The organism is Nocardia sp. CA-290969 (assembly GCF_050936135.1).
GTDB lineage: Bacteria > Actinomycetota > Actinomycetes > Mycobacteriales > Mycobacteriaceae > Nocardia.
Map to the genome: position 1 here is coordinate 138,251 of NZ_JBNJNJ010000001.1, position 15,707 is coordinate 153,957.

Here is a 15,707-nt window from a genome sequence, read left to right on the forward strand (position 1 = left end):
GGATGCGGTTGGACGAAGGGCAGGCGCGGGAGCGGTTCGCCGCCGCCCGCGTAGCCCGGCTGGCCACGGTGACCCCGGAAGGGAACCCGCATATCGTCCCCATTGTGTTCGCGGTCGACGGCGACACCATCTACACCGCTGTCGACGCGAAGCCGAAATCCACCACGGCTCTGCGCCGGCTCGCGAATATCACGGCGAACCCGAAGGTTGCTGTGCTCGTGGACTTCTACGACGAGAACTGGACGCAGCTGTGGTGGTCACGCGCTGATGGCGTCGCGCGGATAGTCACGGATGAGCGAGCGCACGCCGGCATCGAACAATTGACCGCGCGGTACCCGGTGTACCGGGACCAACCGCCACCGGGTCCTGTGCTCGCGCTCGAGGTCACCCGGTGGTCCGGGTGGTCGGCCGGGTATGACGATTAAGGGCGCATGTACTCGCTCGTGTGTCATGGCCAGCGCCGTGGAATCAGGACACCTCGGTTCCAGGATGCTTGTCCAACCCACCACTGCTGGACTCGATTCTGTCCGGCGACGAGGCCACCGACCATGGGGCCCTGATCCTCGCCACCCTGGTGGGTCTGAATGCACTGGAATGACTGCGGACCGCTACGAAGAGTGCAGCGGCCGAGGCCGGGCCCGCGCGGGCGAAAGTGGCGCCCGGGGCCCGGCACAGTGAACGCTCAAATCCTGATCACTGACCGCCCATGGCGAAGCGCAGCAGGGCCTGCTTATCGCCCTGTTTGATCTTGCCCTTGCGGTTGAGCACCTCGAGCTGCCAGACATCGCCGTTGCGGAATGTCCGGGCCACGGCGTTCGCGTTGTCGGCGCCCAGCAGCGACGGCCAGATATCGGCCACCTGCTGGCTGCTGCCGCCGGAGGCGTCGTACACCTTGAACGAGATGTTGTTCGCCTTTTCGAAGGAGCTGCCCTTCTTGAAGGCGGCCGCGACGAAGATGATCGCGTCGATACCGCCGGGGATATCGGCGAATGTGACGTGTACCGTCTCGTCGTCGCCGGCCGCCGAGCCGGTCTGCTCGTCCCCGGAATGCAGGACCGAGCCGTTACCCAGCGGGTCCAGCGAATCGAGCCCGGCGAACCGTACCGGTTCGCTGCCCTGCATGAGGATGGCGATGAGGTCCAGGTCGACCCCCTTCTTGCGGCGCGCCCAGCCGAGCGCGCCACCGCTGGCGCCCGCGGAGGGATCCCAGCTGACTCCGACGCTCAGCTTGGTGATCCCCGCGAGATCCGCTGCGCCGTCTTCCTTTTTGAGCGTGATCATGGCTTCACCGTACCGGCAATGGGAGAACACCGGGTGACCGGCGAGTTCGCACTTATCGACCGGCCGAATTCGCCGGCCGGTACGGGCGTGGCCAGGGGTGCCGGACGAGCCCCTCGACGTCTTCGTTGAAGCGTTCCATCAGCCGGACCAGCAGTTCGATCTCGTCGTCGGGCCATTCGGCGAGCACGTTGGCCACTCCGCCGCGTTGCAGTTCGAGATCGGCTTCGAACAGGCGCAGCCCTTTTTCGCTCGGGCGGATCTTGCGCGCGACCCCACCGTCGGGGTCGGGGACCCGTTCCACCAGGTCCTGGTCCAGCATCGCGGCGACCTGCCGGTTGATCGTCGACACGTCGAGTCCGAACGCCTCGGCCAGTTCGCGCAGCGAGAGCGGCGCCCCGAGTTGCAGCCGGGTCAAGATCAGGTAGGCGGATCTGTCCAGCTGGAAGCCGGTTCTGCGGCGCGCGGCGGGGTGGTGCCGGGACAGCAGGGTCAACTCCAGGACGAGCCGCGCCAGGACGGTGGGGTCCCGGTGTTCCGCCGCACCGGTGGGCAGAGCCGAATCGGACATCCGGCCACTATGGCGCCTGATTCGTCCGTTTGCAAAATTGTGCACCATACACAGGCTATGTAACGTGCATAGAGTGACCGCGGTAGCCGACGACCCCTCCAGAGCCGGGGAACAGGACCGTCCGGGCCCGTCACCGATGCTGCTGATCGCCACCCTCAGCACCATCGGCATCGTCGTCTCCCTCATGCAGACGCTGGTCGTCCCGCTCATCCCGAGCCTGCCGGCCCTGCTGAACACCACACCCACCAACGCTTCCTGGGTGATCACGGTGACCCTGCTGGCCTCGGCGGTGTGCACACCGATCAGCGGCCGGCTCGGCGATATGTTCGGGAAACGCCGCATCCTGCTGTTCGACCTGCTCGCGATGGTGATCGGTTCGGTGCTGTGCGCGATGTCGTCGTCGCTGATCCCCTCGGTGGCCGGGCGGGCGCTACAGGGCGTCGCGATCGGCGCGATCCCGCTGGGTATCAGCATTCTGCGGGACGAACTACCGCCCGAGCGCGTCGGTTCGGCGATGGCCGTGATGAGTTCCACGCTGGGCGTGGGCGGAGCGATCGGGCTGCCGCTGGCCGCCGTGATCGCCGAGCACACCGATTGGCATGTGCTGTTCTGGGCGGCGGCCGCGCTGGGCACGATCGGCGCCGGGCTGATCTTCCGGTTCGTCCCCGAATCGTCGGTGCGCACCCCCGCACCCTTCGACTTCGGCGGTGCCGCCGGACTGGCCACCGCACTGCTCGCGCTGCTCATCGCGATCACCCAGGGCCCGCAGTGGGGCTGGACCAGCTCCTCGATCCTGACCCTGTTCGGGATATCGATCCTGGTCTTCCTCGGCTGGGGCCGCTACGAGATCGGCCGGCGTCATCCGCTGGTGGACCTGCGGGTCTCCGCGCGACCCCGCGTGCTGTTCACCAATATCGCCTCGATCGCGGTCGGCTTCTCCCTGTACGGCATGTCGTTGACCTTCCCGCAATTGCTCATGGCCTCGACCGAAACCGGTTACGGCCTCGGCCTGTCGATGGTCGCCGCCGGACTGGTGCTGGCGCCCAGCGGTTGCGTGATGATGCTGCTCTCCCCGGTGTCGGCGCGGATCTCGGCCCGGTTCGGCCCCAAACTGACCCTCGGTACCGGTTCGGCGGTGATCGGTGCCGGCTACCTGTGCGCTTCGGCGCTCATGGACAGCGTCTGGCAGATCATGCTGGCCTCGGTGCTGGTCGCGGGCGGGGTCGGATTGGCCTACGCGGCGATGCCCGCGCTGATCATGGGTGCGGTGCCGATCACCGAAACCGCCGCCGCGAACGGATTGAACGCCTTGATGCGTTCGGTCGGGACCTCCACCTCGGCCGCGGTGGCCAGCGCGGTGCTGGCCAATATGACCATCACCCTCGGCAGCCAGGTCCTGCCCTCGCGGGACGCGTTCCACACCACCTTCCTGATCTCCGTCGCCGCCGCCTGCGTCGCCATCGCACTCACCGCGCTCATCCCGATGCGAACGGACGCCCCGGACCCCGCATGACGGCCGCAGCGCGCTCCGGGGTGCGATACCGCCCGGCGGCGACGGCGGAAACCCGTCGTCCACGCGTTCACGGACGCGGCGTGGGTTCCGAAGTAACAGGGGTGACAAGGGATATCCGATACGCCGCACGCCCGGCGCGGCGCGCGATAGTGGTCTGGTTCGCGCTGGTAGGGGCGCTGATCGTGCTCGGTGGTTGCGCACTGCCCGGTTCGGACGAGGGAATCGCCGGTGAGCGGCTCACCGAATTCCCGGCGATCGACCGGTCCACGCTGACACCGGAACAGATCAGGGTCGTCGATGCCGCCGCGGCCGAATTCGCCGCGCCCCGCTCCGGACCCGGATACTCCGAAGGCAATACCGAACCCTGGTGCGCGAACTTCGTGAGCTGGGTATTGCGCGCCGCCGGAATGCCGCTGGCCAACCCCAATTCCGGGTCCTGGCGAATCCCCGGTGTCTACACCCTGCAGGAGTACTACGAGAGCCGGGACCGGTTCGTACCGTTCGACCCGGACTACCGGCCGGTCACCGGTGAGGTCATCCTCTACGGCCCGGACAGCCGATTCGGCCAGCACACCAATATCGTGCTCGACTCCGCGAACGGGGTTCTCACCACGATCGGTGGGAACGAAGACGGCGCGGTGCATATCGAACGGTGGGACCCGGCCGCCGTGGACGATCTCGAGATCGTGGGTTTCGGCCGGTTGTAGCCGGGCAGGGAGCAGCCACGAACCCGAAACCTCGATCGCGTAGCGTAAGGCTCGGCGGTGGAGGTGAAGGTGTCGGAACGACTCATGGAACCGATCGAACTGGGCGATCCGGAATGGATCGATTACGCCGAATTCGGCGAACGATTCGTCACCCACGCGGTGACCGAATCCAGAATCGAGAAGGCGGTCGCCGGGATCACCGGCCGTGGAATCGGCATCGGGCCGTTCAACCTCGGACCCGCCGGACTGGCCGGGTTCCTGGCCGAAGGCAAAATCGGCCGTCCCGTGGTGCTACGGCGGGAGTCGGGGGTCGGCTTCGACGTCCGGATACCCGTATCGCTGGCCGCGAAAATCCTGCTCGGCGGGCGCCGGCTGGGGCTGGAAACCGTGGTCTCCATCGACCTCACCTTCCACGCGCGCACCGCCGACCCGCTGCTCATCGTGATCGATATCCCGCAGGTCGAGCCCTCGGATGTGAGTGTGCTGCTACGCCTGGCCGCCGCCGATTCGGTGGCCGAATGGATGCTCGATCCCATTTCCGGGCTGCTGCAGCGGGAAGTCGCGAACCGGGTGAACACCATGCTGAGCGACCCCGGGGTGATGCGCAGCCGGATCTACGATATCGCCGCCATCGTCGACGGACAGCGCTCCCCGCACCGCGGCCGCACCGAGTTCGAGTGGATCGACTACGCGGAATTCGGCCGCCGCTTCTTCCCGCGCATCGTCACCCGGGAACGGCTCGGTGGTTTCGTCACGCAACTGGCCCAGCGGCCGATCGAGATCGGGCCGCTGCGCACCGGCCCGCGCGCGGCCGCGGAACTCACCGTACGCGGTGCGGTCGGGCAACCGCTGCTCACCGACCTGCCTCCGGCCGAGCCCGCCGAAGGGGGTATCGCGCTGGTCCGGTTCGGTCTCACGGTTCCGGTAGCACTGGACATCACCGTCAACGTCCTCAAGGACAACCGGTACCGGGCGAATGTCGAGATACCCCTCGTCCTCACCGCTCACGCCGCCGACCCGCTGCTGATCGTGGTCGAGGTGGAGCCACCGGCACGGGAAGACGTCCGCCTGGAATACGAGGCGCAGGGTATGCGGGCCGCCACGCTGGGCGTCCTGGCCGGGATGAAGAAACAGATCGTGGCGCAGGTGGTGCGGGTGGTCCGCAGGGAACTCGCCGACCCGGCCACCCGGACCCTGGACGTAGCCGCGCGCATCGACCGACTGCTGTAATTTTGGCGCGCTGGCGCGCGCGGGGTTTTGGCCCCCTTGGTCCCTGCGTTCAGCCCGCGATACTCGCGGCTGCGCCGCATCGTCTCGCGGGCTGAACGCAGGGACGGGCCAAAACCTCCAAATGCCTCGCTGAACTCGGCGCCGCCGTGGTTGCGTTTGATTTCAGGGTTGCGAGGCCCCAAGTGCCTCGCCGGACTCGGCGCCGCCGTGGTGGCGTTCGGTTCCGGGAGGGCCTTGCGGGCCTGCGTGCCGCGAGTGGGTGCTTGAAGGGGCGGTGTGCAGATCCGCGTGCCGGAGGATGGGTGGGCGCGGTATGTGGTGCAATACCTGCACGTTCGAGGTTTCCGGTGCGCGCGATGCGCGCCGGGCACGCTGGGTTGCCGTCGGGTGCGGGTGTGAAGGAGTCTCGGGATGAATTCTGCGCTGTCACGTCGGGCGCTGTTCGGATATGCCGCGGCCGGGGTCGCGGCGGGGGCCGTGGGGTCGGTGTTCGCTGCCCGGCCCGTCGGTGCGGCGCCGCTGGGAACGTTGCTCGACTATGCCGGGGGCGTGCCGTCGGCGGCGGCGATAAAAGCGGCCGGGCATGCCGGGGTGATCCGGTATGTGTCGGATCGGCGGCCGGGGGCGGAATGGATGGCCGGGAAACCGCTGCGGGCCGGGGAAGTCGAGGCGCTGCGGGCGGCCGGGCTGGCGATCGTATCCTGCTACCAATTCGGCAAGGGGCCCACCGCGGATTGGCGCGGCGGGATGGAAGCCGGTAAGCGGCATGCCGAACGCGGCCTGGAGTTGCATCGGGCGGCGGGCGGTCCGGACGATCGGCCGATCTACGCCTCGATCGACGACAATCCCACCCCGATCGATTTCGCGACCCTGATCTTGCCGTATCTGCAAGGCTGGCAGTCGGTGCTCGGGCCGCGGAACACCGGTGTCTACGCCAATGCGCCCACCATCGAACTCGCTCGTCTCGCCGGCGCCGCCGCCTGGTTCTGGCAGCACGATTGGGGTACGCCGGACGGGTTCGTGCATCCCGCGGCGCATCTGCACCAATTCGAAATCGACGACCGCACCGTGGACGGGGTGGGAGTGGATGTGAACAATATCCTCGCCGCGGAGTACGGCGCCTGGTGAACCCGCCGATCACCGGCGCGCGTGGCGATGCGCCACTGCTGCCCTCGGTGGTGCCGCTACTTCTTCGTTCCCGGTTTCGTCCGGTTCGCCACCACGTACATGTAGATCAGCGGAATCACCGCCCCGCACAGGAACAACAGCAGGGTGGGCAGATTGCTGCGTAGCGGAAAGTCGCCGCCGGGCCCGCGACTGGCGGCGATCAGGAAGGCGGCCAGCCAGGCGCCGACCGGCAGGAACAGCACCGACAAGCGGGTACTCACCGTCGAAACGGCCCACACCAGCGCGAGATTCACCGGACCGGCCAGTACCGCGGTGATCGGTACCGCCACCGCGCCGATATAGAGGGGCAGATAGGCGACCTCGATGATCAGCGCGATCACCGCGTCCACCACGAGGACCGCGATGATCAGCGGACCGGGTATACCGTTCAGCGCCGTGGCGACCAGGCCGCGTATCCGAGAGCGCCGGCCGCTGGTAGCCGGATCCGCTACGGCCGCGGTCATCCGCGCGGCCGTGCTGCCGGCGGTGCGTCTGCTGTCACCCGCGCCGCGCCGGCCGGGGCACCCTCGAGTTCCCAGTGCTGCATGCCGACGAGTCTATTCGCCACCGCACGCGCACCGGCCACACCGGTCCGGCCGAACGGATCGCCATCGTTACGGTGGCCGACGCTACCCGCGGGGGGCTACGAGAACCCGGCCGACCGGTTGTCGGCGCGGCTGCCGGTGCCGCCCGCAGGGGCCTGTGCGGATGCGGCGGGCCGGTTGTCGCCGCGGCTACCGCCACCGCCCGGGCGGTTACGAGAGTCCGGCGAACAGATCGTCCTCCCGGCCGTCGGCGCCGCGCGGGCCGAGCCGTCCGCGCGCCAAAATATAGTGCTCCTCGGGCAGCACCGGCTGGGCGACCATATTGGTCAGCGCGAATTCACGCCCCGACGGTGCGACCGTGAGCTGCGTGGCGTGGGCCCGCAGCGCCGCCCGCTTATCGGTCAGCACATCGGCCACATCGATCGTCGTGGTCACCGAATCGCCGGGAACGCAGGCCAGTTCGTTTTCCGCCGCCAGCCGCCAGCCGGGGGGCAGGGCACCGGGCAGCGCATCGACGGTGCGCCGGGCCAGCGCCCGCAGATGGTCGCGCAGGGAATCGCCGTCGGTGACGGTCCAGTACAGCTTGGGGGTGTCCCAGCCCCGGCCGGCCGCCGTGGTCACCGCGGCAGTCGTGACCTCGTGCGCCCGGATATGGTCCGGATGCCCGTATCCGCCGCGGGGGTCGTAGGTCACCACTACCTGAGGCCGCAGCTGCAGGATCACCCCGGTGAGTGCCTCGACCGCGGCCTCCCCGGAGCGGACGAACGCGCGCGGATGTTGGGCTGCCGGCGTACCGGCCATCCCGGAATCACGCCAGCGTCCGGCGCCGCCGAGAAAGCAGGGCGGGCCCGCACCGAGTTCGGCGAGCGCGCGGGTCAGTTCGGCGATGCGGTAGCCACCGAGCTGGTCGGCGCGGTCCGCGGCCAGGCCGGCCCATTCGTCGCCGAGTATCTCGCCTTCTTCGCCGAGCGTGCAGGTCACCACGGTGACCGGGATCCCGAGCCGCCGGTAGTGGGCGATGGTGCCGCCGGTGGTGATGCTCTCGTCGTCGGGGTGGGCGTGCACCAGCAGCAGGCCGCCCTCGCCCCGATGTTCGGGCGTGTTCTCGGCGCCGCGCTCGGGGGCCGTCACGGAATCCGCCGCCACATCGCCGCGTCACCGAATATGCCCGCCTGGATGGCCCCGCTCAGCGAGGCGCCGTCCACCGAGGGGCCCGCCGCGGCGACCACGTTGTCCTGCACGATCGGCAGCACGATGGATTCGCCCCACAACCGGGGTTCGGCATCGCCCAGGGTGCGGGGCACCTCCACACCGCGCAGCGCGCCGTCGATCGCCGGCTGGAACGCCGGATCGCAGATACCGGACAGGTTGCTGGGTGCCTGCCGGGCGGCTTCCACGGCGGCGGGCACCTCGGTCTCGGTGCCGTCGCGCGGGTCGTCGGTGGGCGGTACGGGCGGACAGCCGTACCGCGAGGCCAGGGCCGTGGCGGGGTCGCCGCCGGTGGCCTCCCAGCCGACCACTGCGTCGACGGTGTTCTCGACGAGTTCCTTGCCGTACAGCTCATCTGCGGGCAGATTGCGCACCGAGGCGTCGATTCCCGCGCTGCGCAGCTGGTCGGCGGCGGTATTGGCCACGGCGAGGGCGGTATCGTCACCGGTCACCGCGCCGATCCGGAGCACCAGTGGTTCACCGTTGCGGGCCAGTGAGCGCGGCCGCGGCGCGGGGGAGGTCGCCGAGACCGGGGGTGGTTCCGGCGCCCGGCCGAAACCGGCCTCGGCCAGCAGGCCGAACGCCTGATCGGCGCTGAGACGGGGCGGTGCGGTGGGGGTGTAGCCGGGGTCGGAGGGGGAGAGTACTTGGGCGCGAACCGGTTCCACCCAATTCCCGGTCTGCGCCCCGACCGTGGCCAGCAGCGCCGGATCCAGCAGGGAAAGCACCGCCGTGCGCACCCGGTGATCGGCGAGCACGCCCGCGCGACCGTTGAGGTTGAGCCGCAACTGCCGCGACTGCGGCATGATCGCGGTACGCACCGACGGGATCGCCGCGAGCTGGGCCTCGGTCGCGACCCCGCCGTGTACCAGCGCCATCTGGGTGTCGCCGTTGCGCAGCGAATCGGCGAGCTGCGCGGTGGTGCCGCCGCGGCGCAACAGGATCTGGTCCGGGCGGGCCGGGGTGCCCCAGAAGCGGTCGTTACGTTCCAGCAGGATCTCGTCGCGACCCGGATCGGCGGATTCGATGGTGAAATTCCCGCCCGATACCGGAATCTGCTCGACCAGTGTGCGCTGGAAACCGCCCGGCGAATCCTTCATCAGATGCGAGGGCAGCAGATTCGCGAACAACTGCGGCCACGCGGGATACGGCTCGTTCAGCACCACCGTCACCGTTTTCCCGCCGCCCGAGGACCGGACTTCGGAGATCAGCCGGTAACCGGCCGGGTCGATCACGCCGGGCTGGGTGATCATCTGCTGCCACAGGTACCAGAAGTCCTCGGCCGCGATGGGGGCGCCGTCGGACCAGTTGGCCTGATCTTTCAACTGGTAGGTGATGGTGAACGGTGCCTGCGAGGTGACCGTCGCCGAGTCGATCAGCGCGGTATCCGGAACCCACAGTGTGGCCCCGGGCGCCGCCGGATCGGGGGTCGGGCGGAACGGGCTCGGCAGCACCATGGCCGCGACCGCGGACGTCGCCGGGGACTGGTTCGACCGCAGATGCGGATTGAACCCGATCCCGATGTCGTCCACGGCGACCACCACCGTGTTCTTCGTGGGCTGCGCCGGTTCCGTTTTCGGGCTGTCGGTACTGGCGATGGGCGGCGGTGGATCGGCGGCGCATCCGGCCAGTACCGGAACGAGCACCGCCAACAGCACCAGCAGCCCGCGCCACACCGCGCGCCTCCCCGAAATCACCCTCGGCACTCTACCCAACACCGTGCCGCCACGTCCGGCGGCGAAACCGGTTACAGCGCGGCCCGGTCGCGGGCCTTGCGGCGGGACAGTTCCCGGGCCCGTTCGTTGGCCGCCAGCGTCACCTTGCGCACCCGCACGACCTCGGGAGTCACCTCCACGCATTCGTCGGCCGCGCAGAACTCCATCGCCGCTTCCAGATCCAGCTGCAGCGGTTTGGCGAGCGTCTCCATCACATCGGCGGTGGAGGAGCGCATATTGGTGAGCTTTTTCTCCTTGGTCACATTGATATCTAGATCCTCCGCGCGCGGATTGATCCCGACGACCATGCCCTCGTAGGTTTCCGCGCCCGGTTCGACGAAGAATTGGCCGCGGTCGGCGAGCTGGATCATCGCGAACGGGGTCACGGTGCCGGACCGGTCGGAGACCAGCGAACCGGTGTGCCGGGCGCGGATCTCGCCGGCCCAGGGCGCATACCCGTGGAAGACGGCGTTGGCGATACCGGTGCCGCGGGTTTCGGTCAGGAAGTCGGTGCGGAACCCGATGAGCCCGCGCGAGGGCACGATGAACTCCATCCGCACCCAGCCCGCGGCATGGTTGTTCATCTGCACCATCTTGCCCTTACGGGCGGCGAGCAGCTGGGTGATGGCGCCCAGGTATTCGTCCGGGCAGTCGATGGTGAGCTCTTCGTAGGGCTCGTGCACCTTGCCGTCGACCTGCCGGGTCACCACCTGCGGTTTACCGACGGTCAGCTCGAACCCTTCGCGGCGCATCTGCTCGACGAGGATGGCGAGGGCGAGTTCGCCACGGCCCTGCACCTCCCAGGCGTCCGGCCGGCCGATATCGAGCACGCGCAGCGAGACGTTGCCCACGAGTTCCTGGTCGAGCCGGGATTTCACCATGCGGGCGGTGAGCTTGTGCCCCTGCACCCGGCCGACCAGCGGCGAGGTGTTGGTGCCGATGACCACCGAGATCGCCGGCTCGTCCACCGTGATGCGCGGCAGCGCGACGGGCTGCTCCGGATCGGCGAGGGTATCGCCGATCATGATGTCGGCGATACCGGCCACGGCGACGATATCGCCGGCCACCGCGACCTCACCCGGCTGCCGCTCGACCCCGACGGTCTGCAGCAGTTCGGTGATCTTGACGTTTTTCACTCCGTCGGCGTGCATCCAGGCCACGTTCTGGCCCTTGCGCAGTTCACCGTTGTGGATGCGCACCAGCGCGAGCCGGCCCAGGAAGGCCGAGGCGTCGAGGTTGGTGACATGGGCCTGCAACGGCGCGGTCGGATCGCCCTTCGGGGCGGGGATGTTCTCGAACAGCACGTCGAACAGCGCGTCGAGGTTCTCCGCGTTCGGCACCTCGCCGTTCTGCGGCTGCTCCTTGGACGCTTTACCCGCGCGACCCGAGGCGTAGAGCACGGGCAGGTCGAGAGCGAGTTCGGCGGCCTCGGCGGCGTCGTCGTCGAGATCGGAGGCCAGGTCCAGGAGCAGATCGTGGCTCTCCTCGACGACCTCGGCGATCCGGGCGTCGGGCCGGTCGGTCTTGTTGACCACCAGGATCACCGGCAGGCACGCCGCGAGCGCCTTGCGCAGCACGAAACGGGTCTGCGGGAGCGGGCCCTCGGAGGCATCGACCAGCAGCACCACGCCGTCGACCATGGACAGGCCGCGTTCCACCTCACCACCGAAATCGGCGTGGCCGGGGGTATCGATCACGTTGATGACCGTGACGCTGCCGTCCGGATGGTGCCGGTGGACGGCGGTGTTCTTGGCGAGAATGGTGATGCCCTTCTCGCGCTCCAGATCGCCGGAATCCATCACCCGATCCACGGGTTCGGCACGTTCGGCGAAGGCGCCGGACTGCCGCAGCATGGCGTCGACGAGCGTCGTCTTGCCGTGGTCGACGTGTGCCACGATGGCGACGTTGCGAAAATCGCGTGCAGACGACACGCCGGTTCCTCCTGCTGGTTGGCAATTGCTTATCGGCCGGACCCTGGGAACGGGTAGATACGGACGCACCGGGCATCTGGGCCGGTTACACCCTACCGGGGCCGAGGTGGGACGGCGGCGGCGCCCGGAGGTTAGGTTATGCTAACCAGTATGGGCAAGGTCAAGGCGAGTGAGGTTTCGAGCCTCAAGCCGAAGAAGAAGTGCTGTCGTAAGAAGACGCGCTGCGTGAAATGCCCTGTGGTCATCATGCGGATGAAGCGCCTGGAGGCCACGGGCGCCACCGGTAAGGAACTGAAAAAGGGCCTGAAAAAGGCGCGCGCCGCGTGAGTGCGCAGGAGATGCTCCGCCGCCCGGGGTCGGCGCACCCCAGCGCTGCTACCGGGGGTTAGCCCATTCGCGAAGGGGCGGGCTGTGTTATTGGAGCCGCTCCGCGGCTCGAGGGGTGGGGCCCCGGGTAGCCCGGTTCTTCACTCCCTCCGGTCAGTCGCTGCGCTCCCTCCCTCCGGTCGCTCCAGAACCGGGCGGGCCCCACCCCATGTTCTTTGTATTGCGGACAGCTCGAGCGCCGTCAGGCGGCATTGTGAGAATTCGGGCCGGCGGGGTAACACGGCGGTATGACCACACCACTGCTCACCGAAACCGAGATCACCGACGCGCTGGAATCCCTGTCCGGCTGGACGCGCGACGGCGACGCGATCACCCGGACCGTGCAGGCCCCGACCTTCCCGGCGGGGATCGAGCTGGTCCAGCGGGTCGCCGAGGCCGCCGAAACGGCGAACCATCACCCCGATATCGATATCCGCTGGCGCAAGGTCACCTTCACCCTGTCCACCCACTCCGCGGGCGGGCTCACGGCACTGGACGTGGCGCTGGCCCGGGAGATAGATCGGCTGGCGGGGTAACCGGCGCCGCGACCCTGCGGCCCGCCCAGATGGTCCAGCCGTAGAGGGCGAACACGCCGATCGCGTCGACGGCACCCAGCCACGACCACACTCCCCACCGGGAGATCGTCCAGATCGAATCCTGCAGGAACGACAGCAGCCACGGCGCGCCCAACAGGGTGGTGACCAGCCAGTACCCGGCCAGAATCTTCGCGCCGGGCACCGCGCGGTACGGACCGTAGAGCAGCCACAGCACCGCCGGCAGCAGCCAGCCCCAGTGATGGGACCAGGAGATCGGCGACATCATCAGCCCGAACAACTGGACGATCAGCGCGGTGCCGAGCAGATCGTCGCGTTGCAACGCCCGCCACGCGAACCACGCCAGAGCCGCGGTCACCAGCATTCCGGCGATCCACCACGGCCCGGTGCCGACATCGCTGCCCAGCAGCCTGCTCAGCGCGCCGCGCAGCGACTGGTTCCATACCGATCCCACCGGCCCGATCCGGTCGGCGTCGCCCAGCAGGGTGCCGAAATAGCGCCGGGTCTCCTCGGGATTGAGCAGGAAACTGGCGGCCACGGTCAGGCCGAAGACCACGGCCGACCAGACCGCGGCGAGCCAGCGCCGCCGCGCCAGGAAATACACGCCGCTGATCGCCGGTGTCAGTTTGATCCCGGCCACGACACCGACCAGCGTCCCCGAAATCCACCATCGCGTACTACGGATCGCGAGCATCACCCCGAGCATCAGGAAGACGTTGACCTGCCCGTAGTCGATCGTGGTGCGCACCGGTTCGAACCACAGGCCCACCGCCGTCCACGCGACCGCCGCCGTCTGCCACCGCGGTTGGGTGAGTGCTTCGGGGCCGAGCAGTAATTCGAACGCGATCCGCACCACCCAGTACAGGGCGGCGACGATCGCGAACAGCCACAGGATCGCCACCACGGTGAACGGCAGGAAGTGCAGCGGATAGAACACCACCGCGGCGAACGGCGGATAGGTGAAGGGCAGCGGGAAGTCGGGGGTCTTCTCGGCGTAGGTGAAATCGTAGAGATGGTCGGTGAGCAGCGAGGCCGAGCCGTCCACGTAGACGTGCAGATCGACCAGGTTCATCCCGTTGGGCGTCAAGAGCATCCACAGCAGCCGCGCCAGCACGGTGATCCCGAGCGCCGCCAGGGCCAGGCGGAACGGTGTGAACCCCCGGCGGGCGGTCCGGGCGCTGGGCTGATTCAAGACAGGGTCTTTCGAGACATGGGCTTTCGGGTCGGTCCGGATCGGCGGCCGGACCCGGCGCGGGTTGCGCCCATCGGCAGAGGTTTCCGGCCCGGACTACATTAACCCGGCCGCGGTGGAGCGCGGCGCGACCGGTCGACACGATCGTTTACCGGTGTCGGTGGCGCAACAGTGACACGGACGAGCCGTGCGCAAGTAGATGTGTAGCGCAGCGCGGTGCAGCATGTACGCTGACCCGTGATCCCGGACCTCCCAGCAGGGGGCCGGGTTATCAATGCCCGCCGACGGGAAGGCGCTGGCCGGCATCCTATGGGTGCCGGTGAAACCAGCCCGGATGACGCGGGAACCGAGATTCATGCCCTGGTCGGGGTGCGAATCGAGGACGCCCGAGAAGGGCGGTGTCCGACAATCTTCGGGGTTGCCGGACACGCTGTTAGAGTGACCCCGAAACACACATGACTCTTCGGCGTCACCCAGATGGACCCCGAGGTAAGGACGGACAGACCAGTGCTTCGCAACCGAGGATCGCGGATCGCGATGTCCGCGCTCGCCATTGCGGCGGGTGCCTCCCTCTTGGCGCCGGCGACAGCTGTCGCGGCCCCGGCCACCGAAGCGTCGGTGAGCAGTGTTCCGATGGTCCCCGAAGGGGTGCCGGTCGATGTGCTCGCCGCCCTTGCCCCGGCCATCGTCAACCAGCCGGCTCCCGCCGCTCAGGACATCGCGGCACCGGGCAGCCCGCAGGCAGCCATCCTGGCTCAGGCGCGCGCCCTGCTGGACACGGTGAATCTGCCGCCGCAGATCGAATCCACCCTGCAACGGGTCATCACCTTCCTGGACGGAAGTGGTGGCGGCGGCCCCGATATTCCCGAATCCGGCCCGGCCATCGCGCAATTCCTGTACCCGACCATCGGCAAGGGCTGCATCGCTCCCTCGGGCGATTCGGTCGGCACCGCGCTCGCGGTCCCCGGCCCGGCGCAGTTGCCGCCGCCCGGCCCGGCCGCGGGCCAGACCGGTTTCGTGTTCACCGCGCTGGGCACCGAACGCCCCACTCCGGAACAGCCGCAGGCCATGACCGTGCAGTGGCGCAATATCGATACCGGCGCCGCGGGCACCGAGGTGCTCACCGACGAGGCGAAGATCAACCCCGACGGCCCGGCGACGCTGTCGGCCATCGCGAACACCGGTACCGGCCGGATCGTCGCGGTCATCGGCGGCGGCCTCACCACCCAGGCCACCGAAACCGAGGCCCGGAGCTGCTCCTTCGCGCCGACCTTGGGTTTCTTCACAGTCGGCTAGTCGTGAACTCTGTGTTTCCCGGTGCGCCTGCGCACCGGGAAACACGTCTTTCTGTGGTAGACCGGGGTTATGGCGACTGTCGAACATTCGCACAAGCCCGGTATCCGCAGCCGGCGTTCGTCCCGTTCGATCCTGTCGATCCGATCCGAGGGGTCGATCCTCTCCATCGGGTCGGCCTACTCCATCCTGTCCATCGGTAGCGTCGGATCGGTCCTGTCGGTCGGCTCGATCGGATCCTTCGGTTCGCTGATCTCCAGCGGATCCTTCCTCAGCCTCGGCTCGGCGCTGTCCGGCCTCTCGCGCTGGTCGCTGCTGTCGTGGATGGGTGATCATTCGAGTCCGGACGAACGACCCGGGCTGCGGGTGGTCGCGGACGAACCCGATCTGCGGGTCGCCACCACCCGGCACTGCCAAACCTGAGCTGTGTTTATTT

General features: G+C 68.5%; 16 protein-coding genes. 9 read left to right on the forward strand and 7 right to left on the reverse strand.

Going from position 1 to position 15,707, the window contains the following annotated elements; all coding sequences use genetic code 11:
* Positions 1-8 precede the first annotated feature (8 nt).
* A complete protein-coding gene (locus ACQEVO_RS00800; protein WP_432922192.1) occupies positions 9-425 on the forward strand; it encodes a TIGR03668 family PPOX class F420-dependent oxidoreductase in 417 nt (138 codons plus the stop codon).
* A gap of 268 nt (positions 426-693) precedes the next feature.
* On the opposite strand, the gene ACQEVO_RS00805 is transcribed toward ACQEVO_RS00800, so the two are convergent.
* Both ACQEVO_RS00805 and ACQEVO_RS00810 read right to left on the reverse strand, forming a co-directional pair.
* Complete coding sequence (locus ACQEVO_RS00805) at positions 694-1,281, reverse strand: TerD family protein (RefSeq protein WP_432907688.1); 588 nt, start codon at positions 1,279-1,281, stop codon at positions 694-696.
* 52 nt (positions 1,282-1,333) lie between these two features.
* Positions 1,334-1,849 carry a MarR family winged helix-turn-helix transcriptional regulator gene (locus tag ACQEVO_RS00810; protein WP_432907691.1) on the reverse strand — a complete coding sequence of 172 codons (516 nt, stop codon included), beginning with the start codon at positions 1,847-1,849 and terminating at the stop codon, positions 1,334-1,336.
* A gap of 73 nt (positions 1,850-1,922) precedes the next feature.
* Here ACQEVO_RS00810 and ACQEVO_RS00815 point away from each other — a divergent pair, with 73 nt between their 5' ends.
* The 4 genes from ACQEVO_RS00815 (at position 1,923) to ACQEVO_RS00830 (ending at position 6,427) form a co-directional block, all read left to right on the forward strand.
* Entirely contained in the window at positions 1,923-3,362 is a 1,440-nt protein-coding gene (locus ACQEVO_RS00815; protein WP_432907694.1) for an MFS transporter, read from the forward strand.
* A 101-nt stretch (positions 3,363-3,463) separates the two neighbouring features.
* Positions 3,464-4,069 (forward strand): CHAP domain-containing protein, encoded by a 606-nt coding sequence (locus ACQEVO_RS00820; RefSeq protein ID WP_432907696.1) that lies wholly within the window; start codon positions 3,464-3,466, stop codon positions 4,067-4,069.
* A 69-nt stretch (positions 4,070-4,138) separates the two neighbouring features.
* Positions 4,139-5,299 carry a hypothetical protein gene (locus ACQEVO_RS00825; protein ID WP_432907699.1) on the forward strand — a complete coding sequence of 387 codons (1,161 nt, stop codon included), beginning with the start codon at positions 4,139-4,141 and terminating at the stop codon, positions 5,297-5,299.
* A 411-nt stretch (positions 5,300-5,710) separates the two neighbouring features.
* On the forward strand, positions 5,711-6,427 hold the full coding sequence (locus ACQEVO_RS00830) for a DUF1906 domain-containing protein (protein WP_432907702.1): 717 nt from the start codon (positions 5,711-5,713) through the stop codon (positions 6,425-6,427).
* A 56-nt stretch (positions 6,428-6,483) separates the two neighbouring features.
* On the opposite strand, the gene ACQEVO_RS00835 is transcribed toward ACQEVO_RS00830, so the two are convergent.
* From ACQEVO_RS00835 to typA, 4 genes are all read right to left on the reverse strand, one after another.
* Positions 6,484-6,930: a hypothetical protein gene (locus ACQEVO_RS00835; protein WP_432907705.1), complete on the reverse strand. Its 447-nt coding sequence runs from the start codon at positions 6,928-6,930 to the stop codon at positions 6,484-6,486.
* Between the two features lie 291 nt (positions 6,931-7,221).
* Positions 7,222-8,142: an N-acetyl-1-D-myo-inositol-2-amino-2-deoxy-alpha-D-glucopyranoside deacetylase gene (gene mshB, locus ACQEVO_RS00840; protein ID WP_432907707.1), complete on the reverse strand. Its 921-nt coding sequence runs from the start codon at positions 8,140-8,142 to the stop codon at positions 7,222-7,224.
* Positions 8,139-9,914: an ABC transporter family substrate-binding protein gene (locus ACQEVO_RS00845; RefSeq protein WP_432922195.1), complete on the reverse strand. Its 1,776-nt coding sequence runs from the start codon at positions 9,912-9,914 to the stop codon at positions 8,139-8,141. The genes mshB and ACQEVO_RS00845 overlap by 4 nt, the downstream gene beginning before the upstream one ends.
* Positions 9,915-9,967: 53 nt before the next feature.
* Positions 9,968-11,866, reverse strand: coding sequence for a translational GTPase TypA (typA, locus tag ACQEVO_RS00850; RefSeq protein ID WP_432907710.1), 1,899 nt, complete (start codon positions 11,864-11,866; stop codon positions 9,968-9,970).
* 150 nt (positions 11,867-12,016) lie between these two features.
* On the opposite strand from typA, the gene ACQEVO_RS00855 reads away from it, so the two are divergent.
* Both ACQEVO_RS00855 and ACQEVO_RS00860 read left to right on the forward strand, forming a co-directional pair.
* Positions 12,017-12,193, forward strand: coding sequence for a hypothetical protein (locus ACQEVO_RS00855; RefSeq protein WP_280400625.1), 177 nt, complete (start codon positions 12,017-12,019; stop codon positions 12,191-12,193).
* Positions 12,194-12,480: 287 nt separating this feature from the next.
* Positions 12,481-12,768, forward strand: coding sequence for a 4a-hydroxytetrahydrobiopterin dehydratase (locus tag ACQEVO_RS00860; RefSeq protein ID WP_432907713.1), 288 nt, complete (start codon positions 12,481-12,483; stop codon positions 12,766-12,768).
* Here the strand turns inward: ACQEVO_RS00860 and ACQEVO_RS00865 are convergent.
* Positions 12,716-13,978 carry a mannosyltransferase gene (locus ACQEVO_RS00865; RefSeq protein ID WP_432907715.1) on the reverse strand — a complete coding sequence of 421 codons (1,263 nt, stop codon included), beginning with the start codon at positions 13,976-13,978 and terminating at the stop codon, positions 12,716-12,718. The genes ACQEVO_RS00860 and ACQEVO_RS00865 overlap by 53 nt on opposite strands.
* Positions 13,979-14,515: 537 nt before the next feature.
* Between ACQEVO_RS00865 and ACQEVO_RS00870 the strand changes: the two genes are divergently transcribed.
* The gene (locus ACQEVO_RS00870) at positions 14,516-15,274 is read left to right on the forward strand and encodes an Rv1157c family protein (protein ID WP_432907717.1); all 759 of its coding nucleotides are present in this window, start codon (positions 14,516-14,518) and stop codon (positions 15,272-15,274) included.
* 69 nt (positions 15,275-15,343) lie between these two features.
* Entirely contained in the window at positions 15,344-15,694 is a 351-nt protein-coding gene (locus ACQEVO_RS00875) for a hypothetical protein (RefSeq protein ID WP_432907720.1), read from the forward strand.
* Positions 15,695-15,707: the final 13 nt, after the last annotated feature.

Coding starts and splice junctions, on each gene's coding strand:
- ACQEVO_RS00860 (WP_432907713.1), top strand. CDS start 12,481: ATGACCACACCACTGCTCACCGAAACCGAGATCACCGACGCGCTGGAA.
- ACQEVO_RS00835 (WP_432907705.1), bottom strand. CDS start 6,930: ATGACCGCGGCCGTAGCGGATCCGGCTACCAGCGGCCGGCGCTCTCGG.
- ACQEVO_RS00805 (WP_432907688.1), bottom strand. CDS start 1,281: ATGATCACGCTCAAAAAGGAAGACGGCGCAGCGGATCTCGCGGGGATC.
- ACQEVO_RS00855 (WP_280400625.1), top strand. CDS start 12,017: ATGGGCAAGGTCAAGGCGAGTGAGGTTTCGAGCCTCAAGCCGAAGAAG.
- ACQEVO_RS00870 (WP_432907717.1), top strand. CDS start 14,516: ATGTCCGCGCTCGCCATTGCGGCGGGTGCCTCCCTCTTGGCGCCGGCG.
- ACQEVO_RS00810 (WP_432907691.1), bottom strand. CDS start 1,849: ATGTCCGATTCGGCTCTGCCCACCGGTGCGGCGGAACACCGGGACCCC.
- ACQEVO_RS00875 (WP_432907720.1), top strand. CDS start 15,344: ATGGCGACTGTCGAACATTCGCACAAGCCCGGTATCCGCAGCCGGCGT.
- ACQEVO_RS00830 (WP_432907702.1), top strand. CDS start 5,711: ATGAATTCTGCGCTGTCACGTCGGGCGCTGTTCGGATATGCCGCGGCC.